A 21,899-nucleotide genomic window follows, 5' to 3' on the forward strand; every position below is an offset into this window, starting at 1 on the left:
ACTGTTGCTTAAATCAAGGAAATCGAAAATGCCCAACAGCGAAAATACAGCCCGCCCTATTCCCGCACAACAATCTACAAAGAACTACACCCCGTCAGCGCCACCTCAAAGCAACCACACGCCTTCCACTGGCAGTGGCGAACAACGTCCCAGCCCACCGCCACCCGGCAACAAGTGATCAACTCAGGACGCGCCTATATTTGATCCGAAGTATTTGTTCTTTCGGAACATAGGTTATTTGTGCACCCCAGAAAGCATCGGCTTGGCTCTCTACCGGCTCCCATATGGTGGCACCTGTAGGGCCATCTCTGCCAGTATGGGTGGCGTAAATCAATAAATCACCAGCCGCGCCGAACACGCACGGGCCATTTGGCAGCCCCACAAACTTAGACAGATCATCACAGAACAATGCGGTTCCATCCGCCAATGTCACCATAATCTGCCTGCCGTGAACTCTTTCCCCCACGGCACTGATAGCACCCCAAGCAGACGGGAGATCATCCGAAAGACTCGCCCGGCTACCGCGCAGAACTCTGGTCAACCATGGACCGCCTACCCTGCGCCAAGCCACACCAAGCAGTGCCGACACCAAAAAACCCAGCGCCGAGGCACTTAGTATTTCCACCCCACCGTAGATGCGCGCCGCTAGGTAGGTAAATAGGCCCCAGAAGCCATAAAGCATAACCCGAAATAGCTGATCCAATGCCTGATGATGCTCGCGCAATCCTACATGGGCAATAAAATAGCCTGCGTAGCCCGCCGCAAAGGTCAGCACGGTAGTCCAAGGCGCTGAGCTTAAGGATAGAAATTCTTCCGTCATTTGCTCCACTCCGATTTGCGTGCCGATTAGGGCACTATGACTAATATATTCCGCATGGAATAGCCGAACTGAGATGACGGCTCGTTAAGACAGCGCTCGCTGCCAACGCAACACCGATGATTCCTCGCCCGTATGTTCGCACCGATTCGTACACGACATTACGTATGTTCGCTAGTGGTGAACTTTTGGCTTGACTTCAATGTTCGCCACATGCGAACTGTTCTCCATCGACAACCCGATGGAGGCCCCCTTGTCCGCGAACATCCCCACTGAACCGCTCTCACCCCTTGCAGCCCGCTGCGCCCGCCATATCGTCAGCCATCCCGAGCGCCACCTGCACCTGCCCGCCCGCGCCCGCGAAGCGCTCTACGCCCGCCAGTGGCAAGTACTCCACCAAGCCCGCCGCCAACCCACCTTCCGCCTGATCACCGGCGGCGAAGGCGGTGCGGCATGAGCACGGGTTTCAAAGTTGGCAAAACCTACGACATCGACCACAGCCGCAAGGGCTGTCTTACCGTCAAAATCCTCAGCCTCAACGATGAATGGGCAAACTCTGAACTCATCTCCGGCAGAGCCAAGATGATGACTCAAGGTGCCCCGCAAGCTGGCGAAACGCTGACATTCAGGATCGAGCTGGTGCGCATCATCCGAGAAGTCACGGCAGAAGGCGGTGACGCATGATCGACCTCAAGCCACCGCAAGCCCTGATCAACCGGGCCAACCGCCGCGCCGAACTGCGCGCCCGCTTCCAGATCGCCCGCAGCTTCACTGCCGCCGCCATCCTCGTGGCCCTCGCCATCAGCGGCTACGGCATGCTGCTGCACGTCACCGCCGCGCTGCCCGCCCTGCTGGCCGAAGCCGCCGCCCAGAGCGCAGGATGATGAGGCTCCGATGGTCGATCACACGCTCTGCGGCAACTGCGAACCTTGCGACGCCTGCGCCCTGCGGCGCGAAAGCTTGGCCCCGCAAAGCAACGGCTACGGCCAGATCACCGACCATCGCCACATCTATGTCGAATGCAATCACTGTGGCGGTCACGGCCTAAAGCCAATCCCGCCTGCCGAAATCATCCGCCGCACCTGCGAAGAAGCCCGCCGCCTCTACTGGCCCGCCTTAGATCGCAGGTCGCAGGCATAACCCACCCCGCGCGCTGTCGGGTCTCGCAGCGCAACCCTCAACCGATAGGAAAACCTATGTTCGGAAAACTCAAAGAAAAGCTGACAGGCGGCGCTGCCCGCATGAACGGCAAGACAGACCTGCTTGAAGGCATCTGCGCGGCCTGCGTCATGGTCGGCGCTGCCGATGGCGATTTCTCCGACGATGAAGCGCAGGTCGCGCTGGACCGTCTACTGAACCACGAAACCATCTCGGTTGCGTTCTCCACCGCACAGATCGAGCAGGCGTTCGACAAGCAGGCCAAGCGCGCGAAATCCGGCATGTCGGGCCGCATCGCCCTGACCCGCGAAGTCGAGGATGTGAAAAAGAAATCCACCAATGAAGACATGGAAATGCTCTTCATGATCGCCATCGATGTGGCCGGTGCAGATGGCAGCATTGGCGACAAGGAAGCGGCGGCGCTGAACAAGATCGGCACCATCATCGGCCTGTCCCTCGCGCGGTATCTCGAATGAAGCCGCTGACCATCTGGGCCATTGGCCTGCTGGTTACGTTCGGCGTGATCGTGGCGCAGATGGTCCTGCCCTTCGCCTTCGATTTCGTCAGCACCCTCGGCGTCTTCGGTGCCGGCGTCTACGTCGGCGGGCAGAGCAAAGCCGCCTGACCATTTTCTGCCAGCCCCCGATTGGGCTGGCATCACAATGGCCAAGGAGACCCTGCCAATGAAAGAACCTCCCAGAAACCCGTCGATGATGATCCCGCTTTCGGATCTCTATGTGCATGCGCTCAATGCCCGCACCGAGCCACCGCCCGAGGATATCGCGGCACTGGCCGATAGCATTGCCGAACTTGGCCTTCTGCAAAACCTCGCAGGCTTTGCAGATACGCTCAACCCAGAGCAAACTTCGGGCAAAGTCGGCATCGTCGCGGGTGGCCGTCGCTTGCGCGCGATCCTGCTGCTGGCAGCGCGCGAAGGCCGCGACCCGGCCACCACAACTGTTCCGGTCCGCGTGACCCTGCAGAAAGACGAAGCCCGCCTATGGGCCAGCGCCGAGAACACCGCGCGTCAAGCCCTCCACCCAGCAGATGAAGTTCGCGCCTACGCCCGCATGGAAGCGGCCGGTGCCGACATAACCAAGATCGCCCGCGCCTTCGCCGTGCGCGATCAGCATGTGCGCCAACGCCTGCGCCTGGCACAACTGCCTGAACGGGCGCTGATGGCCATGCGGCTGGGCGAGATCAGCCTTGATCAGGCCGCAGCCCTGACCAGCGCCCGCAGCGATGAAGCGCTGATGGCGGAACTGAATCGCATCACCACGTCAAACTGGTCGACCAGCGCCGCTGACATCCGAAACAAACTCGCCGCCGACAGCATCCGGGCAGATGACCGCCGGGCGATATATGTCGGGCTGCAGGCCTACCGTGACGCGGGCGGTCAGATGCTCGAAGATCTGTTCACTGATCGCGTTCGGCTGCTGGATGAACCGCTGCTCGAAAGCCTCTTCACCACCAAACTTGCCGAGGCCGCAGCGGGCGAACAATCCACCGGCTGGAAATGGGTGCAACATTGGACCAGCGCCCACCCGGATTGGAACGCCGGCCGCGACATGCAGCCCATCAAACGCGTGCCCGGCGAACTGCCCGACGGTGATATCGAAGATCTCGATCGACTGTCTGACATGGCAGAGCAAGGCGATCTGTCCGACGATGATCAGGCCCGGTTCGAATATCTGTCTGCACGAGCCGAAGGTGACTACAGCGACGAAGACATCGCCACCTCTGGCCTCTGGCTCTACGTCGATCACCACGGCGCCCTGTGCACCTATGGCCCCTACCGTCGCGCCCAGGATGACCCCAACCGCGAATCTGCAGGCGATGATGAAGCCGAAGGCGGCACCGCAACCAGCGCCAAGCCCGAAAGCCGCGCCCTGTCCGCCAGCTTGCTCGAAGACCTGAAGCGCATCCGCTTGGCCGACCTACAACTGCACGCCGGTGAACGGGCCGAGCTGATGCTGGATCTGCTGGCCTACAAGCTGTCAGGCGAACTGATGCCCTATTCGTCGCCGATCCACTTTACGGCTAACCCTCAGACGATTGAGCCCGAAAAGTCTGAAGGTTTCGCACCTCCTCATCACCTGCTGGCACTCGACAATGCCCAACACGCTACCATAAGCCGCATGTCACCCGATGGCTTCACTGCCTTCCGCGCCTTGGGCAAAAAGCACCGCAACGATGTTCTGGCCCGCGGCCTCGCACGGCTGATCGGTGACAACGATCTTGGCCCGATGCTGGCAGACATCACCGGCAGCGCAGTGCGCGAGATCTGGACACCCACAGCCAGCGCTTATTTCGGCCGGCTGCCGGTTTCGGTGATGGATGAAATCTGGTGCACCCTTGTGCCAGATGAACGTACCCCAGATCACGCCACCTTCCGCGCCCAAAAGAAGGCCGAAAAGGCCCAGATGCTGCACAAGCTGTTCAACAACGCCGACTTCCGCGAAGCCATCGGCTTCTCGCGCGAACAAAACACCCGCATCGACCAGTGGCTGCCGGCTGAACTGCAATGGCCCGCCGTCGAGATCGCCACCCCCGAGGAGCAAGCAGCATGACCGGAATCCATCACATCGTTGGGCCAACCATCCTGCTGCGCTCTGGCCGCTATTTCGACTTCGAAGCGCCCGAGGAAACCCCAGTCACGATCGAGGATGTCGCCCACGGTCTGTCGCACATCTGTCGCTTCACAGGGCAGTGCCACACCTTCTATTCGGTTGCCGAGCATTCCATCCTGTGCAGCTACCGCGTGCCGGCCGAGCATGCCTTTGCGGCCCTGATGCACGATGCGGCAGAGGCGGTGATGGGCGATGTCTCGCGCCCTCTGAAAAGCCTGCTGCCAGATTACAAGAAGATCGAGCGCCGGGTCGAGCGCGCCGTTCTCGCCCAGTTCGGCCTATCCGCCGACTGCAATGATCATGTCAAAGCAGCGGATATGGAGATGCTGGCGCATGAACAGCGCCTCTGCATGCTGAATGATCACCCTTGGCCCGGCATCGCCGCGACGGGTGAACCACCAAATATCCAATACCTAAGCCCGCCAGAGGCTTACGCGAATTTCCTCATCCGGTTTCACATCCTCTCAGGGAAGGTTTGATCATGGCTGAGCCAAACGATCTGATCATCTTCACCGACGAAGAGGGCTACCCATGGGCGGCATTTGTTTGGGGTGCGGCCATCTCGCAAGAGGTGGCCGCGCTGATCACGATCGAGGCCGTCGAAGACGCAACCGGCTATACCGAAGCCGGGCTCGCTGAGCTGGGCTGTTCGTGGCCGCCCAATGTCCAGCCTTACTGGCTCAAAGCGCTTGACGATGAAACCTATCAGATCTGCGCTGAGTCGGACGATGGCGCGCAGCGCATCACCGGCCACCGCTTCTATCCGCAGGGCTGAAGATCATGGGAACAAGGTTCAATCCATCGTTCGCTACCTGGGCAGCGGCGATCTTGGCTTCAGGGCGAATTTATGACCCACGGCCCAAACCCGGACGCCCCCTGACGGCTGCGATAGCCAGCCCAAAACGAGCGACCAAAGATCGCACCAAGATCAAAGCGGCCCGTAAACAGAATACTTCCCGCAAGACAGGGGGCCGTTAAATGACCGACAGACCCATTCTGTTCTCAGCCCCGATGGTGCGCGCCCTGCTGGCCGGGAGAAAAACCCAGACACGACGGATCGTCAAAGGTGTTGGCAACGATAACTGCTTACCCCTCAAGTCTCCGACCAAAACGAAAATGGGCATCAGCACCCATGTTATTGACGCGCCGGAACACCCCCACCTCTTGCCAGTCCGCGCTGCGGTGGGCGACCGCCTTTGGGTTCGAGAGGCCCACGCCATGCTGCCCCGCTTGGCTTATCGCATGAGCATAGGCACAGGCACGATTGACCAGCGCGAACACCCGACAGATGGGTATAGCGCGGCAGTTTTCCGCGAGGGTTTCGACAGATCGGGCCGTCTACAATGGCGGCCGTCAATCCACATGCCCCGCTGGGCCAGCCGCTGCACCCTGACCGTTACCGATGTGCGGGTGCAGCAGTTGCAAGACATCAGTGCTGGCGATTCCATAGAGGAAGGCGTGGAGTGTGCAACATGTGTGGTGATGGGCAAAAGCGCCTGCAATCGCAAAGGCTGCTTTGCAAGCATCGCGGCATATCGCGAGCTTTGGAACGCGATCAACGGCGAATCCGCATGGGATAAAAACCCTTGGGTCGCCGCCTACAGTTTCACCGTCCATCAGGGCAACATTGATCAGTTGGTGGCAGCATAATGGGCCAGCACCCCCGCGCCACGATCGTTAACTTGCCGCAGCAAAGCGATGCCGTGCCGCGCCTGATCGGCTATGTCTCAATTAGCACACTGTGTGAGCTGCTGGATGCCAGCGAGGCGACAATCCGCGATTGGGTCAAACTCGGATACATCCCCAAACCCAAGCGCATCCCGAGTGGCACGCTGCGCTGGAAATGGGCCGAGATCGAGAAATCACTGGACGGAATCAGATCAGGCACCGCAGATGATGACGATCCGATCTTGAGGGCAAGCCGTGGCGGCTGATTTACGGCTAGAAGATTACGTCATCCGAAAGCAGCGCGGCGGCTATCGGGAGTATTTTTATTTCCGCGTCGTGCGCGATGGCAAAGAGACCCGCATGCCACTCCCGCATCCATTCTCGGCCGAGTATCGCGCCGCCTATGACGCTGCCTATCAGTCGGTGTTCGGCATGGCCCCCAATGCTCTCGACAGCCCTACCGGCGTGGCCGAGCTGGTGCGCCAACATCGCCTGAGCGAAAAATATAAACGCCTGCCCGCGGCCTCTAAATCCGGCCGCAATCTGGCGCTGGATCTGATGTCCGATCGCTGGGGCAAATTCGAAGCCTCAGCCATTCGCCCAATCCATGTGCAAGCGCTGTACGACAGCCTGTCAGATCGCCCCGCCACCGCAAACCGCCGCCTCGATGACATCAGCAGCGTGTTTGGCTGGGGCCGCACGCGCGGCTTTGCCGATGTGAACCCGTGCCGCAAGATCGAGCGCGTCGAAAGCGAAGGATCCTACGAACCGTGGCCAGAGGCAGATCTCGCCACGCTGATCGAGAACGGCAAGCCTGAGATCGTCAAGGTGGTGCTGGCTGCCGTCTACACCAGCCAGCGCCGCGGCGACGTGCTGCTGCGCCTACAGGATCACACCGTCGATGGTGGCGTGTGGTATCTGTCGCAAGGCAAGACAGGCACAGCGGTGCCAGTGCCGCTGCATCCGGTGGTGCTGGCCATCATCGACATCGAGCGCGCCGCGCGCCGCAAAGCTGCCATTGTGGACCCCAAGCGCCCGCTGCTGACAAATTCGCGCGGCAAGCCTTGGACACCGTCAGGATTCGGCGCGTCCTGGACCAAAGAGCTGATCCGACTGAAGCTGCGCCCCGCGACAGTGGCGGAATATGCTGAAGGTGCTTTTCAGCCCACCTTCCACGGCCTGCGCCATACAAACGCGACGATGATCGCCAATGCTGTAGCGCGAAACCCCGACATATTTGGCGGCATTGACCGGGTGAAATCTATGCTCGGCCACCTCTCCGAGAGGATGGCAAAACATTACACACGGCGAGCAAAAGGCGAACACATGAACGCCGCTACCATGCTTCTGATTCCAGAAATTGGGAACACGCCAGCTTGGATTGGGAACACAGAGCCCGATTGATCCGCTAAGTCATTGAAAATGGTGGGTCGTGACGGGCTCGAACCGCCGACATTCTCGGTGTAAACGAGACGCTCTACCAACTGAGCTAACAACCCACGCCGTCGCTATAGACAATGGTTTGGCGCAGCACAAGTCCCCAATGCCAAGGGTTTACCCAAATTACGACGCCCCGCACCGATAGGCTACTTCACCACAAAACCATGCGCGAAAGGGTCGCGGTCGTCGATGAAGATGGTGTTATAGCCGGTCATCCGCGCCCAGCCAGCAACAGATGGAATGATCGCCGCGCGGCCCGCGACCGAGGTTGCAGCCTCGACCCGGCCGTTGAACAGACTGCCAATGATCGATTCGTGGACAAATTCATCGCCGACCGACAGCCGCCCCTTCGCGGCCAATTGTGCCATCCGCGCAGAAGTGCCCGTGCCACAGGGGCTGCGATCAATCGCTTTGTCGCCATAAAACACTGCGTTGCGGGCATGCGCGCCCGCCACCGTCGCGGCCCCGGTCCACAGGATGTGGCTTAGCCCAGTGATTGCCGCATGTTCGGGATGCACAAACTGATATTTCTCATTCAAAGCCGCCCGCAGTTTTGGCGACCAGCCAATCAACTGCCCCGCGGTATGATCTGCAATGTCGCGGAAATTCTTTTGCGGATCGACGATGGCATAGAAATTGCCGCCATAAGCCACATCCACCACGATCTCACCCAGACCCTCAACCTCGGCCGTCAGACCTTCGGCAAAAAGGAAGCCCGGCACATTGGTCAGCCGCACCTCCTCAACAAAGCGGCCCTCTTGACGATAGCTGATATCCACCTTGCCCGCAGGCGCGTCGATCGACAGCTGACCGGGGCTGCGAGGCGTGATCAACCCGTTTTCAATCCCCATGGTGATGGTGCCAATCGTGCCATGACCGCACATCGGCAAACACCCCGAGGTTTCAATGAACAACACCGCCACATCGCAATCGGGCCGTGTCGGCGGATACAGGATGCTGCCCGACATCATGTCATGCCCGCGCGGCTCGAACATCAGCCCGGTGCGGATCCAGTCAAATTCACGCAGAAAATGCGCGCGCTTTTCCAGCATATTGGCCCCGTGCAGCACGGGTGCGCCGCCCGAAACCAAGCGCACCGGATTGCCGCAGGTGTGCCCGTCAATGCAGGAAAATGTGTGGCTGGCCATGGCGTAACCTTTCTTTGGCGCGTATTGTGGGGCGTGAATTTATGGGCGCAGGCCCAGACAAAAGCGGCCCCAGACTAAAATCGTTGCGGGTTGAACGGGGCAAGATTGATCGCAGCAGCCTGCCCAGTCAGCAGATCAGCCACCAGACGCGCAGTGCCCACACTTTGCGTCAGCCCCAAATGGCCATGCCCAAACGCATAAACCACCCGCGCCGTCGCCCGAGCGCGGCCAATCGCAGGCAGGCTGTCGGGCAAAGATGGCCGAAACCCCATCCACTGCACCCCGCCCTCGGGCTTTAGCCCCGGCAGGAAGGCTTTGGCCTTTTGCAGCATCGCATCCGCGCGTTTGTAATTCGGCGGCAGCTTCAGCCCGCCCAACTCTACCGCGCCACCAACCCGCAGCCCGGTCGAGAGGCGGCTGATCACAAAACCATGGCCGCCAAAGGTCAACTGGCAGCGCAGATCAAACGCATCAGCTGGCAGCGTGGTGTTATAGCCGCGCTCGGTTTCCAGCGGAATCCTCTCGCCCAGACTGCGGGCGATCAGATGCGAAAACGCCCCCGCCGCCAGCACCACCTGCCCCGCGCGGATCGGATCGGCCCCGGCACAGATCACGCTGACACCATCGGAATCGTGTTGAAGGGCGACGACATCGGCCTGCAAAATCGTCCCACCGTTGGCGCGAAACCGCTCGGCCAAGGCAGTCGTGTACAGCTTTGGATCGGCAATCGAATACCAGCCGGGGGTAAAGGTGCCATGGGTAAAGCGCGGCGCCAGCCCCGGCTGCAACGCCGCCATCTCGGTCGCGTTCATATGCTGAAACGCGATACCATGCGCAGCCCGCGCAGCCCACCCTGGCAGAGCGGCCCGCATCTCAGCCTCGCCCTCATACACCTGCAAATTGCCGCGCTTTTCCAGCATCGAACGCGTGCCAGTGGCGGCCAGAAACGGCTCCAACTCGGCCTTGGACAGATCCATCAACGCAGTCTGCGCGGCGGTCGAGGCCGCAACCGCCCCCGGTGCGCAAGCCCGCCAGAACCGATACATCCACGGCGCAATCTGCAGCGCATAAGCCGGAGGCACCGATAACGGCCCCAGTGGGTCCAGCAGCCATTTCGGGGCCTTGCGCAATATGCCGGGCGAGGCGAGCGGCAGAATATCCGTGAAGGCAAACGCCCCGGCATTGCCCGCCGAGGCCCCCGCCGCCGGGCCAATCCGGTCGATCACCGTCACCTGCATCCCGCGCGCCTGCGCCGCAAGCGCCGCCGAAAGCCCGATCACGCCCGCGCCGATGACGACCACGCTCATGCGCTTAGGCCGCGTATTTCAGCGCCTGTGGTTGCTTGGCCCAATCGGCATACCAAGCGTCGAACAACGCCAGCTGCGCTTCGATAAAGCCAGCCTGCGCCGGGGTCAAAGCATCGCCTTCGTTGAAATGCACCTTGTAGGTGGCGTCACCCTTAATCACCAGCATGTGCTTGAAGAACAACACCAAATCTGGCCCCGCATCAACTTTCGACAGCACCTGCATCGCGGTATCCAACTCGAACGCCAAGCGCCGCGCTTCGGCATCGCCCGCCACCGCCGCTTTGCACAACGCCGTCAGATGCAACACTTCACGCGGCAAGACATTGCCGATCCCGGTGATCGCGCCATCGGCATTGCAGTTGACATAGCCATGATAGACGGCCGTATCGACGCCGATCATCAGCTTGATATCGGGGTTGCCGCTGGTGATCATCTCGCCCGCATAGGACAGATCATCATAGCCGCCAAATTCCTTAAAGCCGACCAGATTGGGATGCTCGGCCCGGATCTGGAAGAACAGATCGGCCTTGGTCGAATAGCCGTAATAGGGGCTGTTGTAGATCACGGCAGGCAGCTTTGGCGCCGCCGCCAGCACCGTCTTGAAATGCAGCTTTTGCGCCGCAGGCACCGTGCCGCGCGACAACAGGCGCGGAATGACCATCAGCCCATGCGCGCCGACCTTCTGCGCATGTGCCGCCAATGCCGCCGCCGTCGCCGTGTTCACAGCCCCGGTGCCGACAACAACCTTGATGCCCGCCTGCACCAGACGCTCCACACCTTCCATCCGCTGCTCGGTGGTCAGCAACGGCCAATCCCCCATCGAGCCGCAATAAACCACCGCCGACATGCCAAGCCCGACCAGCTCGCGGGCCTTCTCGACCAGCTTGTCGAAATCGGGGCTACGGTCGGCTTTGCATGGGGTCATCAAGGCGGGAATGGTGCCCGAGAAAATGCTGGGATTCATCGAAGTCTCCATAAGACAAGGGGGGCCAACTTGGGGGCGAATCTGGATCTGATACCCCAAGCATATCTCTTGTATTTTATTTGTCGACAAATATTTTCAGCGCGAAAAGCCGCGACACACCCCTGCCCCGCAAGCCCTAAAGCTCAATATCTTGCCGCTGATCCCGCGCGATCATATCGCGGATTTGCTGCACGATCTGATCGGCGTGATGCTTGGCCAAACGATCACAAAGCCCAATGTCCCGCGCCGCCACCGCCGCGATGATCGCTTCATGCTCTGTGATATAGGGATGCGGCAGACGGCTCTCGAAGGTCGGATAATAATACACCCGGAGGATCCGCCGCCCCTCATCCAGCAGGCGCGAGAACAGCTGCAGATAGTAACCGTTGCGCCCGGCCTCGGCGATCGCCACATGGAAATCGCGGTTGCAAGCGATCATCGCCAGCGCATCGCCCGACTGCACAGCACCAGCAAACACCGCCTGCGCCGCGCGGATCCGTGCCAGATCGCCCGCATCGTGAAATTCGGCCGCAAGCCGCGTCGTCACCCTGTACATCAGCGTCAGCGCGTCGAAAAACCCGTTCAGATTGGCAAAGTCGATGTTTGCCACCACCGTCGAGCGGTTTGGCAGCGTGGTCACCAGCCCTTCACCCTCCAGTCGCACCAAAGCCTCGCGGATCGGCGTGCGCGACATCGCAAAGCGATCCGCCAAAGCCACCTCATCGACCGGGCTACCGGGGGGCAGCGTCAGATCCAGTATCTCATCGCGCAGCGTCTCGTATACCAGCCGGACGCCAGAGCCGCGCTTGCGTTCGGGCGCAGGCGTTTCAGCCGTATCACTCATTGCTGCGTCCTTTTTCTGCATGGGCCAAAGTTGGGCCCCGCCCATCCAAACACGCAAAAACCCCTCGGTTACAAGGGGTTCTTACGTATTTGCGGCAATGATGGTGGGAGATAAGGGATTTGAACCCCTGACATCGTCGATGTGAACGACGCGCTCTACCACTGAGCTAATCTCCCGTAGGCGGCGTATTAGCTGGCTTCGCTGGCCTCTGCAAGGGCTTCGCTTGCATTTTTACCGGGCTTCTTTTCGCCACCGCGACGTAGTTTCAGCGTCATCATCTGGCCCGAAGCATCGGCCTTCTGATTGGCAATGCGGATCTTGCCGAACGGCGGCAGGTTCATCACCTCGCCTGCCTCAAGCGCGCGGCCAAGCGCGGCCAAAGTCGCTTCGACAATCGCGCGCACGTCTTTTTTATTGTGATCCGAGGCCGCAGCCACCCGATCGATCAGGTCTTTCACCTTCATTTGCGCGACGATTTTCACCGCATCACCAGCCTCGGCACCCGCGATCTCAACGACCTTGTTCATAACGACTTCTTTCGGTTCGGCGCTTTCGGGCGCGACTTTGGTGGCGGTTTTCGCAACATAAGCCTTGCGTGGCGCGGGGCTTTTCGCGGCAGGCTTTGCCGCCGCTTTCGGGGTGGTTTTTGGCGCAGCGCTGCTGGACTTTGCCGCTGCGGGTTTCGTGGCCATTCAAGTCTCCCATTGGTTCTTGGCATTGGTTCTTATTTGGAAACGAGCTTAGAAGATAATTTCTTAACAGAAAACAAATACCTGCGCCTTGCCCTTAAAACCATGGCGCATGGGGTGAAAAATGCACAAAGGCGCGAGGTTCCCCCCGCGCCTTTGCCCAAATTTCAAACGCCTTAATGTGCCAGCGATGCCGCGGGGTTGCCCGCCGCCAAAGCCCGCGCAGCGGCTGCGGCTTCTTCGGCGGCTTCGTCCCATTCCACCGCTTCGGGTTGCCGCACCAAAGCCTGCTTCAGCACGTCGCGCACATTGGTCACCGGGATAATCTGCAGGCCCGCTTTGACGTTATCGGGAATCTCGATCAGGTCTTTTTCATTCTCAGCCGGAATGAACACTGTCTTGATCCCGCCCCGCAAAGCCGCGAGCAGTTTTTCCTTCAAGCCGCCAATCGGCAAGGCATTGCCGCGCAGGGTGACTTCGCCCGTCATCGCAATATCCTTGCGCACCGGGATGCCGGTGATCACCGACACGATCGAGGTCACCATTGCCAGACCCGCCGACGGCCCGTCTTTCGGCGTAGCCCCCTCTGGGACGTGGACGTGAATATCCATCGTCTCAAACTTCGGCGGCTTCACACCCAATTCAGGGCTGATCGAGCGCACGAACGACGCCGCTGCTTCGATGGACTCCTTCATCACATCGCCCAGCTTGCCGGTGGTCTTCATCCGACCCTTACCGGGCAGGCGCAACGCTTCGATCTGCAACAGATCGCCGCCCACGGATGTCCAGGCCAGACCCGTCACCACGCCGACCTGATCGGTTTGTTCCGCCAGACCATAGTGATAGCGTTTGACGCCCAGATAGCCTTCCAGCTTGTCTTCCGTCACCTCAACCACCTTGGCGGTTTTCTTGACGATCTCGGTCACAGCTTTCCGCGCCAGTTTGGCGATCTCGCGTTCCAGATTCCGCACGCCCGCTTCACGGGTATAGGTGCGGATCATCTCGGTCAGCGCCCCATCCGTCACGCTGAACTCGCCCTTTTTCAAGGCATGGCCCGCGATCTGCTTCGGCACCAAATGGCCCTTGGCGATCTCACGCTTTTCGTCTTCGGTGTAACCCGACAGCGGGATGATCTCCATCCGGTCCAACAGCGGCCCCGGCATGTTGTAGCTGTTGGCCGTGGTGATGAACATCACGTTGGACAGGTCGTATTCGACCTCCATGTAGTGATCGACGAAGGTAGCATTTTGTTCCGGGTCCAGCACCTCCAACATTGCAGACGCCGGATCACCCCGGAAATCCTGCCCCATCTTGTCGATCTCATCCAGCAAGATCAGCGGGTTGGTGGTTTTCGCCTTCTTCAGCGCCTGAATGATCTTACCGGGCATCGAACCGATATAGGTCCGACGGTGACCGCGAATTTCAGACTCGTCGCGCACGCCACCCAGAGAAATGCGGATGAACTCACGCCCCGTCGCCTTGGCCACAGACCGCCCCAGCGAGGTCTTACCAACCCCCGGAGGACCAACAAGGCACAGGATCGGCCCCTTCAGCTTGGTCGAGCGCGCCTGCACCGCCAGATATTCAACGATGCGTTCCTTGACCTTTTCCAGCCCGTAGTGATCGGCGTCCAGCACCTTTTGCGCTGCACCCAGATCTTTCTTGACGCGGGAAGACACCCCCCACGGCACCGACAACAGCCAGTCCAGATAGTTGCGCACCACGGTCGCTTCCGCAGACATCGGCGACATGTTCTTCAGCTTTTTCAGCTCGGCCTCGGCCTTGTCCCGCGCCTCTTTCGAGAATTTGGTGGCCTTCACCCGCGCTTCCAACTCGGCCAATTCGTTCTGGCCGTCTTCTCCATCGCCAAGTTCCTTCTGAATGGCCTTCATCTGCTCATTCAGATAATACTCGCGCTGGGTGCGCTCCATCTGAGACTTCACCCGGGTCTTGATCTTTTTCTCAACCTGCAGAACCGACATCTCGCCCTGCATCTGGCCGTAGACCTTCTCCAGCCGCTCGGCCACGTCGAGGGTTTCCAGCAGATCCTGCTTCAGCCCCACATCAACGCCCAAATGTCCCGCCACAAGGTCGGCCAAACGCGCAGGCTCGCGGGTTTCCGAAACGGCTGACAAAGCCTCTTCGGGGATGTTTTTCTTGATCTTGGCATAGCGCTCGAATTCTTCGGCCACCATCCGCACCATCGCATCGGCGGCTTCGGTGTCACCCGGCAGCTCTGCCAAACGCTCTGCCCGCGCTTCAAAGAAGCTGGGGTTCTCGATGAATTCGGTGATCTTGACCCGCGCCTTGCCCTCAACCAGCACCTTCACGGTGCCATCGGGCAGCTTCAACAGCTGCAGCACATTGGCCAAAACGCCAATCTGGTAAATCCCATCGGTCGCCGGATCATCGACAGAAGGGTCAATCTGCGATGACAGCAAAATCTGCTTGTCATCCGCCATCACTTCTTCCAACGCCCGCACCGATTTTTCGCGGCCAACAAACAGTGGCACGATCATATGCGGGAACACCACGATGTCGCGCAGCGGCAATACCGGGTAGCTCGTGGCGAAAGTATCAGTCATATCGCGTTCCTTATCTGGCAGGAAAGCCGTGGCCCCGGTGATCGGCAGCGCGTTGGGCTTTCCCCTCGGAGTTTGTATTTGGGAGTGGTCAAGCCGCCTGTCAACCACCGCATCTGGTGTAATCATGAACCCGTGTTCAGGCCGGGGCAAGGGCAGATTGGCTAAGATTGAGCCTGCGATTTTAACTTCTGCACCCGATGGCGGGCCCGGCGTGGCAGGCCCGGCTCAGATCGGCTCTATATCGCCCATCGCGCGCTGCGCATGAAACTGCGCCACAAACGCCGCCAGTCGCCCCTGCGCAATCGCATCGCGCAGACCCTGCATCAGCACCTGATAATAATGCAGGTTGTGCCAGGTCAGCAGCATGCTTGCGATAATCTCTTGCGCGCGGAACACATGGTGCAGATAGGCGCGGCTGTAATTGGCACAGCAGGGGCAAGTGCAGCCTTCTTCCAAAGGCCGCGGGTCATCCATATGCCGCGCATTCTTAATATTGACCTGACCGCGCGCGGTCCAGCCCTGCCCCGTCCGCCCCGAGCGTGACGGCAACACGCAATCCATCATATCAATGCCACGCTCTACCGCCCCGACAATATCATCCGGCTTGCCAACCCCCATCAGATAACGCGGTTTATCGGCAGGCAAAAACCCCGGCGCATAATCCAGCACGCCAAACATCGCCTCTTGGCCCTCACCCACCGCAAGCCCACCCACCGCATAGCCGTCAAAGCCAATCGCCGTCAGTGCCTTGGCAGATTCCTCGCGCAGATCGCGGGTCACGCCGCCCTGCATGATGCCAAACAACGCATGTCCGGGCCGATCGCCAAAGGCATCACGCGACCGCTGCGCCCACCGCATCGACAGCGCCATCGACTTTGCCACCTCGGCATCCGTCGCAGGCAATGCTGGACATTCATCGAAACACATCACGATGTCCGACCCCAGCAGCTTCTGAATCTCCATGCTGCGCTCTGGCGAAAGCATGTGCTTAGAGCCGTCAATATGGCTGGAAAACCGCACGCCCTCTTCGGTCAGCTTGCGCAAAGCCGAAAGGCTCATCACCTGAAAACCGCCCGAATCCGTCAGAATCGGCCGCTGCCAATTCATGAACTTGTGCAGGCCACCCAGATTGGCGATGCGCTCGGCGGTCGGGCGCAGCATCAGATGATAGGTGTTGCCCAGCAGAATATCCGCCCCCGTCGCGCGCACCGACTCCGGCAGCATCGCCTTCACCGTGGCCGCGGTGCCGACCGGCATGAAGGCAGGCGTGCGAATATCGCCGCGCGGCGTGCGGATCACCCCGGTGCGGGAAAGCCCATCGGTCGCCTGCACATCAAAGCCGAATTTTGTCATCACTGTTCCCTCTAAGCGTTGCCCTTCTGCGGGAATAAAGGCAGAAAGTGAAGGGGGAAGCGCGCTGCGTTGCTCTGTGCCCGTGGAAAGAACATATGTCCGACAAGCCGGTTGCCACCAAATCCATCACCCGCCTCAGCGCCGAAACCCGCCGCAAACATATTGCCGAAGCCGCGCTGCGTGCCTTGCAAGCCAATGGCCACGCTGGCCTGACCGCCCGCAAAGTGGCCGCCGAAGCTGGCCTGTCGCTGGGTCATCTGACCTACCACTACAAAGACATGGCACAGGTGCTGGCCGCCGCCTTCCGCCTCGCCGCCGATCAGGTGCAAGAGGCGGGCCGCATCGCCCTGATCCAACCCGGCGGCACCCCGTCAGAACGCCTCGACCGCTTCCTGCGCGCAGGCTTCACCACCGATCTGATGACGCCCGCGCATTTGCGCCTGAAGGTCGATCTGTGGTCCGCAGCCCTGACCCATTCTGAACTCGCCTCGATTGAACGCGCTTTATACGACAGCCACCGCGATGCCTTGGAGCGTCTGCTTGACCGCATGGCCGCAGGCTACGCCTTCGAGCGTATCCCCGCCGTCGCCGATCTGATCATGGCGACGCTGGATGGCCTCTGGCTCGACTGGCTGCGCCGGGGGGATGAGCTGGCGGTGAAAAACGGCCTCGACGGCTGCGTATTGTTCGCAAGACTGCGCCTTGGCGGCAACTGAACCAAAACGAATTTCAAGCGCGAAATTCAGCGCGCACCCCACCCAAATCCCGCTAAAAATTATCTAAAATTTGCTTTCAGACTGGTAAAAATACTCCCGCCGGAGGCATCCGACATCAAAGCCAGACCGACGGCCCGAAATCTTAACAAATCATGAACAACCCACCGATAATCCATTGATTTTCCGTAACAGCTCCCCCTGTCCACGCGTGGACACACATCACGCCACCTTGCTCGGGAACCGGCTTTCAAACCATTTGAACAGCAAAACAATCACCCCGGTGATGATCATATAGGTCAGCGCCAGCAGCAAAAGCGGCTCATAAATCACCAAAGTATCGCGCCGCACCCGCCCCGCCACGTCATAAATCTCCATGATCGTGATGGTCGAAATCAGCGGCGTCGCCTTCAGCTGCAAAATCGTCTCGCCGCCAATCGTCGGCAAGACCCTCTGGATCGCCTGCGGCAACCAGATCCGCCGGAAAATCGTGAAGCGCGGCATCCCCATCGCCCGCGCAGCCTCCAGCTGACCATGCGCCACCGATTTGAACGCGCCGCGCAAAACCTCGCCCTCATAGCCCGCCACCGACAATGACAGCGCCAGCACCGCATAGGGCCAGGCTTGCCGCAAGATCGGCCACATCGCAGAATCCCTGATCCACGGGATCGACGGAAACAACGACCCGATGCCGTAATACAGCAGCCAGATCTGCATCAAAAGCGGCGTGCCCCGGATCACCGAGCAAAACACCCGCGCGGGCCAAGCAAGCCACCGCGGCCCCGCCGCCTGCGCAAACCCAATCGGGATCGCCAGCGCAAAGCCGATCACCATCGTCACCACCAGCATCCAGATCGTCTGCCACAAACCGCGCAGCATCATCCACTGGTACTTCGGATTGGCCAGCCAATCCCACTGCAAACTATAGGCACACCAAGCCACGAACCCCGCCGCAATCAGGATCATCACCACCCGGCGCAATTTAAGAAACTCGCGCATCAGCCCCTCTGCTCGCGTTGGCCACGGCGGGCGGTTTTCTCAAGCCGCCCGAACAGCAGGATCGAAATCAGCGAGATCAGCAGATACAGCGCCATCGCCGCACCATAAAACGTAAAGAACGCCTTTGTGGTGGCCGAGGCCTGAAACGTCGCCTTGGTCAGCTCGGTAAAACCGATCACCGCCAGCAAAGCCGTGTCCTTGGTGGCATTCAGCCACAGATTCCCCAAACCCGGGATCGCATTCGCGGTCATAAGCGGCAAGGTGATCCGCCGCGCCAGCAGCACCGGCGACATCCCCATCGCCCGCGCAGCCTCGATCTGCCCCTGCGGCACCGCAAGGATAGAGCCGCGCAAAACCTCGATCTGATAAGCGCCCTGCACCACCGCCAGCACGATCACGCCCGTGATGAACTGCGGCAGGTTGATCCGCTCGTATCCCATGCCGATCAGCACTTGGTTCAGCAGCGCGGGGACCGCGTAATACAGGATCAGGATCAACACCAATTCGGGCACAGCGCGCACGATTGTCGTGTAGACGGCGAGCAGGTCTTTCGTGACCGGCCCACCGTAAAGCTTGCCGAACGCACCCGCAACGCCGATGCAAAAGCCAAGAAAATAAGCACCAAGGGCGATCAGCAACGAATTGCCAAAGCCCCAAAGCAAGGTTGCCCCCCAACCGCAATCGCCAAAGCCAAGCAGGGTCAGGCTGGAAAGTTCGGCAGGAGGGGGGCAGGTCATCAGTTTGCAGGGCCGTAGATGTCGATGCTGAAGTATTTCTTGGTGATGGCATCATATTCGCCATCCGCCCGCACGTCTGCGATTGCTTTGTTCAGCGTCTCTTTCAGCGGATCACCCTTGCGCAGACCAAAGCCTACGCCACGGCCCAAAATCGCCGGATCATCGGCGACATTGCCGACATTCTCGCAGCAGGCACCGGGTGCAGTGGCCAGAAAATCGGCGACAACGATCGAATCCGCGACAACCGCATCAATCCGGCCCGCCGCGAGATCCTGATAGGATTCGTCCGAAGTCTGATAGCTTTTCAGCTCGGAATCCGGGAAATGCGCCTGAACATAGGCCTCTTGAATGGTCGAGACCTGCACGCCGATGATCTTGCCGTTCAGCCCCTCGGCGGTCGGCAGGATGCCCGCACCCTTGGTCGCCATCACAGCCGTCGGGGTGTTGTAATATTTGTCGGTGAAATCAATCGCCTTCTCGCGCTCTTCATTGATCGACATCGACGACATGATCACGTCAATCTGGCCAGCGTTCAGCGCAGGAATGATGCCATCCCAAGCGGTCGGCGTGATCACGCAATCCAGCGCCGCTTTCTTGCAAACCGCCCCAAGGAAATCAATTTCCCAGCCAACCCAGTTGCCCGAAGCATCGGGCGAGGTGAACGGAGGATAGGGTTCAGCCGCAACGCCGATCTTCAGCGGTGCGGCAAGGGCTGCGGTTCCAAACAGAATGGAAGCGGTTGCAGCAATGATAATTTTCTTCATGGCATCCTCACAGGTTGGTTTAAGGAACCGGGTTAACCCACGGTTTTCAGGAACTGTTTCAGGCGATCAGATTTCGGAGCCCCAAACACTTCAGACGGCGGGCCTTGCTCTTCGATCAGCCCGTTGTGCAAATAGATCACATGGCTTGCGACCTCGCGCGCGAATTTCATCTCATGCGTGACCAGCACCATGGTGCGGCCTTCGTCTGCCAGCCCGCGGATCACCTGCAACACCTCGCCCACCAGTTCGGGGTCCAAAGCCGAGGTCGGCTCGTCAAACAGCATCGCGCGGGGTTCCATGCACAAAGCCCGCGCAATCGCCGCGCGTTGTTGCTGGCCGCCTGACATAAAGGCCGGATAGGCCCCGGCTTTCTCGGCCAAGCCCACCCGAGCCAGCAATTTGTGCGCCCGCGCCTCGGCCTCGGCCCGCGACAGTTTCAGCACATGCACCGGCACTTCGATCAGGTTTTCCAGCACAGTCTTGTGGGTCCACAGATTGAAGTTCTGAAACACCATCCCCAGACTTTGCCGCAGCCGTTCCAGCTGCCGGCGATCCGACGGGGTGCCATCGGGGCGCATCGCCACGGCCTCTCCGCCAATTTCAATCGTGCCAGCACTGGGAGTTTCCAGAAAATTCACGCAGCGCAGCATGGTCGATTTGCCCGACCCCGAGCCGCCGATAATTGCCACCACATCGCCTTCGCGCGCAGTCAATGAAACACCCTTCAACACCTCATGGGTGCCAAAGGATTTGTGCAGACCCGCAACGCGGATGGCAATTGGCTTTTCGGCCATAGTTCCCTTTATCGGCATGTGCTTCCTGCCGTTATGATTTCAGCCATCAAAAGCGCCACACCCGAATTGTGCAAGCGAATAATTCAAACGCGCTGCAGCGCAACTGCGCAAATTCCGCCGCATCTGCCACAAAATCGGGCGAACGGGCATAGATTCATCGCACAACAGCTTAGCGCCGCACAGCCAGCGCATCCGCCAGCACCGCGCGCACCAGATCGGGCGGCACATCTTCGGCGACAAACGCCTCACCAATGCCGCGCGCCAGAATGAAGCGCAGCTTGCCGTCGATGACCTTTTTATCTTGCCCCATCAGCGCCAGCAGCGCATCCGGCCCCGGCAGATCACCCGAGATATCGGCCAGATCGGTTTTCATCCCCATGGCTTTCAGATGCGCCCGCACCCGGCTGGGGGCTTCTTGCGCGCACAGCCCAAGCCGCTGCGAAAGTTCAAACGCCAAAGCGCAGCCGATGGCGACGCCTTCGCCATGCAGCAGGCGATCCGAATAGCCTGTCGCCTTCTCTAGGGCATGGCAGAAGGTATGGCCCAAATTCAACAAGGCGCGCTCGCCTTCCTCGGTCTCATCACGGCTGACGATCCCGGCTTTCATCTCGACCGCGCGCGTCACCGCATATTGCCGCAAAGCTGCATCGCCACGCGCCATCGCCGGGGCATTGACCTCCAGCCAGTCGTAGAACGCAGCGTCACCCAGCAGCCCGTATTTCACCACCTCGCCATAGCCCGCAAGGAAATCACGCGGCGCAAGCGTGCTCAACACATCAATATCGGCCAACACCAGACTGGGCTGATGAAACGCGCCAACCAGATTTTTGCCCTGCGGCGTGTTGATCCCGGTCTTGCCACCAACCGAGCTGTCAACCTGCGCCAGCAGCGTCGTCGGGATCTGCACAAACCGCACCCCGCGCCGCAGCACAGCCGAGGCAAAACCCACCAGATCGCCGACCACACCGCCGCCAAACGCCACCACGACATCGCGGCGCTCAATTTTCTGCTCCAGCAGCCATTCGACAGAACGCGCAAACTGTTCCCACGCTTTCGAGCTTTCGCCCGGCGGGATCGTCAGCGCCGTCATTGTGATGCCTTCGGTTTCAAACGCCTTGGCCAGATCCATCAAATGCCGGGCGGCGACGGTATCATCGGTGATCACCGCGACTTTCTTGCGGTGCAGCAACGGCGCGATCTGACGGCCCGCCTGCGCAATCAGACCTTGACCGATGCGCACATCATAGCTGCGCGATCCAAGATCGACATTGACCACATTCAGGCTCATT

At 60.1% G+C, this 21,899-nt stretch carries 26 protein-coding genes and 2 tRNA genes; 13 read left to right on the forward strand and 15 right to left on the reverse strand.

Features of this window, described 5'->3' with window-relative positions; genetic code table 11:
- Positions 1 to 178: 178 nt before the first annotated feature.
- Entirely contained in the window at positions 179 to 820 is a 642-nt protein-coding gene (locus tag QQJ98_RS13575; protein ID WP_284325887.1) for a hypothetical protein, read from the reverse strand.
- Between the two features lie 250 nt (positions 821 to 1,070).
- Here QQJ98_RS13575 and QQJ98_RS13580 point away from each other — a divergent pair, with 250 nt between their 5' ends.
- The 12 genes from QQJ98_RS13580 to QQJ98_RS13635 all read left to right on the forward strand — a co-directional run bounded on the left by QQJ98_RS13580 (position 1,071) and on the right by QQJ98_RS13635 (position 7,677).
- Positions 1,071 to 1,274 carry a hypothetical protein gene (locus QQJ98_RS13580; RefSeq protein ID WP_284325888.1) on the forward strand — a complete coding sequence of 68 codons (204 nt, stop codon included), beginning with the start codon at positions 1,071 to 1,073 and terminating at the stop codon, positions 1,272 to 1,274.
- On the forward strand, positions 1,271 to 1,501 hold the full coding sequence (locus QQJ98_RS13585; protein WP_284325889.1) for a hypothetical protein: 231 nt from the start codon (positions 1,271 to 1,273) through the stop codon (positions 1,499 to 1,501). The genes QQJ98_RS13580 and QQJ98_RS13585 overlap by 4 nt, the downstream gene beginning before the upstream one ends.
- Positions 1,498 to 1,701 (forward strand): hypothetical protein, encoded by a 204-nt coding sequence (locus QQJ98_RS13590; RefSeq protein ID WP_284325890.1) that lies wholly within the window; start codon positions 1,498 to 1,500, stop codon positions 1,699 to 1,701. Before QQJ98_RS13585 ends, QQJ98_RS13590 begins: the two co-directional genes overlap by 4 nt.
- Before the next feature lie 10 nt (positions 1,702 to 1,711).
- Positions 1,712 to 1,957: a hypothetical protein gene (locus QQJ98_RS13595; protein ID WP_284325891.1), complete on the forward strand. Its 246-nt coding sequence runs from the start codon at positions 1,712 to 1,714 to the stop codon at positions 1,955 to 1,957.
- A 56-nt stretch (positions 1,958 to 2,013) separates the two neighbouring features.
- Positions 2,014 to 2,451, forward strand: a complete 438-nt coding sequence (locus QQJ98_RS13600; RefSeq protein WP_284325892.1) for a tellurite resistance TerB family protein — start codon at positions 2,014 to 2,016, stop codon at positions 2,449 to 2,451.
- A complete protein-coding gene (locus QQJ98_RS13605) occupies positions 2,448 to 2,600 on the forward strand; it encodes a hypothetical protein (RefSeq protein WP_284325893.1) in 153 nt (50 codons plus the stop codon). Before QQJ98_RS13600 ends, QQJ98_RS13605 begins: the two co-directional genes overlap by 4 nt.
- A 58-nt stretch (positions 2,601 to 2,658) precedes the next feature.
- Complete coding sequence (locus QQJ98_RS13610; RefSeq protein ID WP_284325894.1) at positions 2,659 to 4,545, forward strand: ParB/RepB/Spo0J family partition protein; 1,887 nt, start codon at positions 2,659 to 2,661, stop codon at positions 4,543 to 4,545.
- Positions 4,542 to 5,084: an HD domain-containing protein gene (locus QQJ98_RS13615; RefSeq protein ID WP_284325895.1), complete on the forward strand. Its 543-nt coding sequence runs from the start codon at positions 4,542 to 4,544 to the stop codon at positions 5,082 to 5,084. Before QQJ98_RS13610 ends, QQJ98_RS13615 begins: the two co-directional genes overlap by 4 nt.
- 2 nt (positions 5,085 to 5,086) lie before the next feature.
- On the forward strand, positions 5,087 to 5,380 hold the full coding sequence (locus QQJ98_RS13620) for a Rossmann-fold NAD(P)-binding domain-containing protein (protein ID WP_284325896.1): 294 nt from the start codon (positions 5,087 to 5,089) through the stop codon (positions 5,378 to 5,380).
- A 236-nt stretch (positions 5,381 to 5,616) separates the two neighbouring features.
- Positions 5,617 to 6,255, forward strand: coding sequence for a hypothetical protein (locus tag QQJ98_RS13625; protein WP_284325897.1), 639 nt, complete (start codon positions 5,617 to 5,619; stop codon positions 6,253 to 6,255).
- Entirely contained in the window at positions 6,255 to 6,539 is a 285-nt protein-coding gene (locus QQJ98_RS13630; protein WP_284325898.1) for a helix-turn-helix transcriptional regulator, read from the forward strand. Before QQJ98_RS13625 ends, QQJ98_RS13630 begins: the two co-directional genes overlap by 1 nt.
- A 94-nt stretch (positions 6,540 to 6,633) precedes the next feature.
- On the forward strand, positions 6,634 to 7,677 hold the full coding sequence (locus QQJ98_RS13635) for a tyrosine-type recombinase/integrase (RefSeq protein ID WP_284325899.1): 1,044 nt from the start codon (positions 6,634 to 6,636) through the stop codon (positions 7,675 to 7,677).
- Positions 7,678 to 7,696: 19 nt separating this feature from the next.
- Here the strand turns inward: QQJ98_RS13635 and QQJ98_RS13640 are convergent.
- The 9 genes from QQJ98_RS13640 to tgt form a co-directional block, all read right to left on the reverse strand.
- Positions 7,697 to 7,772 (reverse strand) — tRNA-Val (locus QQJ98_RS13640).
- Positions 7,773 to 7,859: 87 nt separating this feature from the next.
- Positions 7,860 to 8,861, reverse strand: coding sequence for a 4-hydroxyproline epimerase (locus tag QQJ98_RS13645; RefSeq protein ID WP_284325900.1), 1,002 nt, complete (start codon positions 8,859 to 8,861; stop codon positions 7,860 to 7,862).
- A 74-nt stretch (positions 8,862 to 8,935) separates the two neighbouring features.
- Complete coding sequence (locus QQJ98_RS13650; protein WP_284325901.1) at positions 8,936 to 10,168, reverse strand: NAD(P)/FAD-dependent oxidoreductase; 1,233 nt, start codon at positions 10,166 to 10,168, stop codon at positions 8,936 to 8,938.
- A gap of 4 nt (positions 10,169 to 10,172) precedes the next feature.
- Positions 10,173 to 11,132, reverse strand: a complete 960-nt coding sequence (locus tag QQJ98_RS13655) for a dihydrodipicolinate synthase family protein (protein WP_284325902.1) — start codon at positions 11,130 to 11,132, stop codon at positions 10,173 to 10,175.
- Positions 11,133 to 11,268: 136 nt separating this feature from the next.
- Positions 11,269 to 11,976 carry a GntR family transcriptional regulator gene (locus QQJ98_RS13660; RefSeq protein WP_284325903.1) on the reverse strand — a complete coding sequence of 236 codons (708 nt, stop codon included), beginning with the start codon at positions 11,974 to 11,976 and terminating at the stop codon, positions 11,269 to 11,271.
- Between the two features lie 101 nt (positions 11,977 to 12,077).
- Positions 12,078 to 12,152: transfer RNA gene (locus tag QQJ98_RS13665), tRNA-Val, on the reverse strand.
- 12 nt (positions 12,153 to 12,164) lie between these two features.
- A complete protein-coding gene (locus tag QQJ98_RS13670; protein ID WP_284325904.1) occupies positions 12,165 to 12,668 on the reverse strand; it encodes an HU family DNA-binding protein in 504 nt (167 codons plus the stop codon).
- Between the two features lie 173 nt (positions 12,669 to 12,841).
- A complete protein-coding gene (gene lon, locus QQJ98_RS13675; protein WP_284325905.1) occupies positions 12,842 to 15,250 on the reverse strand; it encodes an endopeptidase La in 2,409 nt (802 codons plus the stop codon).
- A 225-nt stretch (positions 15,251 to 15,475) separates the two neighbouring features.
- Entirely contained in the window at positions 15,476 to 16,603 is a 1,128-nt protein-coding gene (gene tgt / locus QQJ98_RS13680; RefSeq protein ID WP_431307821.1) for a tRNA guanosine(34) transglycosylase Tgt, read from the reverse strand.
- 95 nt (positions 16,604 to 16,698) lie between these two features.
- Between tgt and QQJ98_RS13685 the strand changes: the two genes are divergently transcribed.
- A complete protein-coding gene (locus QQJ98_RS13685) occupies positions 16,699 to 17,319 on the forward strand; it encodes a TetR/AcrR family transcriptional regulator (RefSeq protein ID WP_284325907.1) in 621 nt (206 codons plus the stop codon).
- 219 nt (positions 17,320 to 17,538) lie between these two features.
- Here QQJ98_RS13685 and QQJ98_RS13690 read toward each other — a convergent pair whose 3' ends face one another.
- The 5 genes from QQJ98_RS13690 to aroB form a co-directional block, all read right to left on the reverse strand.
- A complete protein-coding gene (locus QQJ98_RS13690) occupies positions 17,539 to 18,315 on the reverse strand; it encodes an ABC transporter permease (RefSeq protein WP_284325908.1) in 777 nt (258 codons plus the stop codon).
- Positions 18,315 to 19,052: an ABC transporter permease gene (locus tag QQJ98_RS13695; protein WP_284325909.1), complete on the reverse strand. Its 738-nt coding sequence runs from the start codon at positions 19,050 to 19,052 to the stop codon at positions 18,315 to 18,317. Before QQJ98_RS13695 ends, QQJ98_RS13690 begins: the two co-directional genes overlap by 1 nt.
- Positions 19,052 to 19,816 (reverse strand): transporter substrate-binding domain-containing protein, encoded by a 765-nt coding sequence (locus QQJ98_RS13700; protein ID WP_284325910.1) that lies wholly within the window; start codon positions 19,814 to 19,816, stop codon positions 19,052 to 19,054. Before QQJ98_RS13700 ends, QQJ98_RS13695 begins: the two co-directional genes overlap by 1 nt.
- A gap of 32 nt (positions 19,817 to 19,848) precedes the next feature.
- Positions 19,849 to 20,610 carry an ABC transporter ATP-binding protein gene (locus tag QQJ98_RS13705; protein ID WP_431307822.1) on the reverse strand — a complete coding sequence of 254 codons (762 nt, stop codon included), beginning with the start codon at positions 20,608 to 20,610 and terminating at the stop codon, positions 19,849 to 19,851.
- A 169-nt stretch (positions 20,611 to 20,779) separates the two neighbouring features.
- Positions 20,780 to 21,898 carry a 3-dehydroquinate synthase gene (gene aroB, locus QQJ98_RS13710; protein WP_284325912.1) on the reverse strand — a complete coding sequence of 373 codons (1,119 nt, stop codon included), beginning with the start codon at positions 21,896 to 21,898 and terminating at the stop codon, positions 20,780 to 20,782.
- Between the last annotated feature and the right edge of the window lies 1 nt (position 21,899).

Source organism: Cypionkella aquatica (assembly GCF_030161095.1).
Classification (GTDB): Bacteria; Pseudomonadota; Alphaproteobacteria; order Rhodobacterales; family Rhodobacteraceae; genus Cypionkella; species Cypionkella aquatica.

What these genes read in the sequence shown, in the direction of transcription:
- QQJ98_RS13690 (WP_284325908.1), bottom strand. Translation starts at nt 18,315, where the DNA reads ATGCGCGAGTTTCTTAAATTGCGCCGGGTGGTGATGATCCTGATTGCG.
- aroB (WP_284325912.1), bottom strand. Translation starts at nt 21,898, where the DNA reads ATGAGCCTGAATGTGGTCAATGTCGATCTTGGATCGCGCAGCTATGAT.
- QQJ98_RS13615 (WP_284325895.1), top strand. Translation starts at nt 4,542, where the DNA reads ATGACCGGAATCCATCACATCGTTGGGCCAACCATCCTGCTGCGCTCT.
- QQJ98_RS13670 (WP_284325904.1), bottom strand. Translation starts at nt 12,668, where the DNA reads ATGGCCACGAAACCCGCAGCGGCAAAGTCCAGCAGCGCTGCGCCAAAA.
- QQJ98_RS13575 (WP_284325887.1), bottom strand. Translation starts at nt 820, where the DNA reads ATGACGGAAGAATTTCTATCCTTAAGCTCAGCGCCTTGGACTACCGTG.
- QQJ98_RS13605 (WP_284325893.1), top strand. Translation starts at nt 2,448, where the DNA reads ATGAAGCCGCTGACCATCTGGGCCATTGGCCTGCTGGTTACGTTCGGC.
- QQJ98_RS13655 (WP_284325902.1), bottom strand. Translation starts at nt 11,132, where the DNA reads ATGAATCCCAGCATTTTCTCGGGCACCATTCCCGCCTTGATGACCCCA.
- QQJ98_RS13590 (WP_284325890.1), top strand. Translation starts at nt 1,498, where the DNA reads ATGATCGACCTCAAGCCACCGCAAGCCCTGATCAACCGGGCCAACCGC.
- QQJ98_RS13685 (WP_284325907.1), top strand. Translation starts at nt 16,699, where the DNA reads ATGTCCGACAAGCCGGTTGCCACCAAATCCATCACCCGCCTCAGCGCC.
- QQJ98_RS13620 (WP_284325896.1), top strand. Translation starts at nt 5,087, where the DNA reads ATGGCTGAGCCAAACGATCTGATCATCTTCACCGACGAAGAGGGCTAC.
- QQJ98_RS13700 (WP_284325910.1), bottom strand. Translation starts at nt 19,816, where the DNA reads ATGAAGAAAATTATCATTGCTGCAACCGCTTCCATTCTGTTTGGAACC.
- QQJ98_RS13695 (WP_284325909.1), bottom strand. Translation starts at nt 19,052, where the DNA reads ATGACCTGCCCCCCTCCTGCCGAACTTTCCAGCCTGACCCTGCTTGGC.
- QQJ98_RS13705 (WP_431307822.1), bottom strand. Translation starts at nt 20,610, where the DNA reads ATGGCCGAAAAGCCAATTGCCATCCGCGTTGCGGGTCTGCACAAATCC.
- QQJ98_RS13600 (WP_284325892.1), top strand. Translation starts at nt 2,014, where the DNA reads ATGTTCGGAAAACTCAAAGAAAAGCTGACAGGCGGCGCTGCCCGCATG.
- QQJ98_RS13650 (WP_284325901.1), bottom strand. Translation starts at nt 10,168, where the DNA reads ATGAGCGTGGTCGTCATCGGCGCGGGCGTGATCGGGCTTTCGGCGGCG.
- QQJ98_RS13660 (WP_284325903.1), bottom strand. Translation starts at nt 11,976, where the DNA reads ATGAGTGATACGGCTGAAACGCCTGCGCCCGAACGCAAGCGCGGCTCT.
- QQJ98_RS13595 (WP_284325891.1), top strand. Translation starts at nt 1,712, where the DNA reads ATGGTCGATCACACGCTCTGCGGCAACTGCGAACCTTGCGACGCCTGC.
- QQJ98_RS13635 (WP_284325899.1), top strand. Translation starts at nt 6,634, where the DNA reads ATGCCACTCCCGCATCCATTCTCGGCCGAGTATCGCGCCGCCTATGAC.
- tgt (WP_431307821.1), bottom strand. Translation starts at nt 16,603, where the DNA reads ATGACAAAATTCGGCTTTGATGTGCAGGCGACCGATGGGCTTTCCCGC.
- lon (WP_284325905.1), bottom strand. Translation starts at nt 15,250, where the DNA reads ATGACTGATACTTTCGCCACGAGCTACCCGGTATTGCCGCTGCGCGAC.
- QQJ98_RS13585 (WP_284325889.1), top strand. Translation starts at nt 1,271, where the DNA reads ATGAGCACGGGTTTCAAAGTTGGCAAAACCTACGACATCGACCACAGC.
- QQJ98_RS13630 (WP_284325898.1), top strand. Translation starts at nt 6,255, where the DNA reads ATGGGCCAGCACCCCCGCGCCACGATCGTTAACTTGCCGCAGCAAAGC.
- QQJ98_RS13645 (WP_284325900.1), bottom strand. Translation starts at nt 8,861, where the DNA reads ATGGCCAGCCACACATTTTCCTGCATTGACGGGCACACCTGCGGCAAT.
- QQJ98_RS13610 (WP_284325894.1), top strand. Translation starts at nt 2,659, where the DNA reads ATGAAAGAACCTCCCAGAAACCCGTCGATGATGATCCCGCTTTCGGAT.
- QQJ98_RS13625 (WP_284325897.1), top strand. Translation starts at nt 5,617, where the DNA reads ATGGTGCGCGCCCTGCTGGCCGGGAGAAAAACCCAGACACGACGGATC.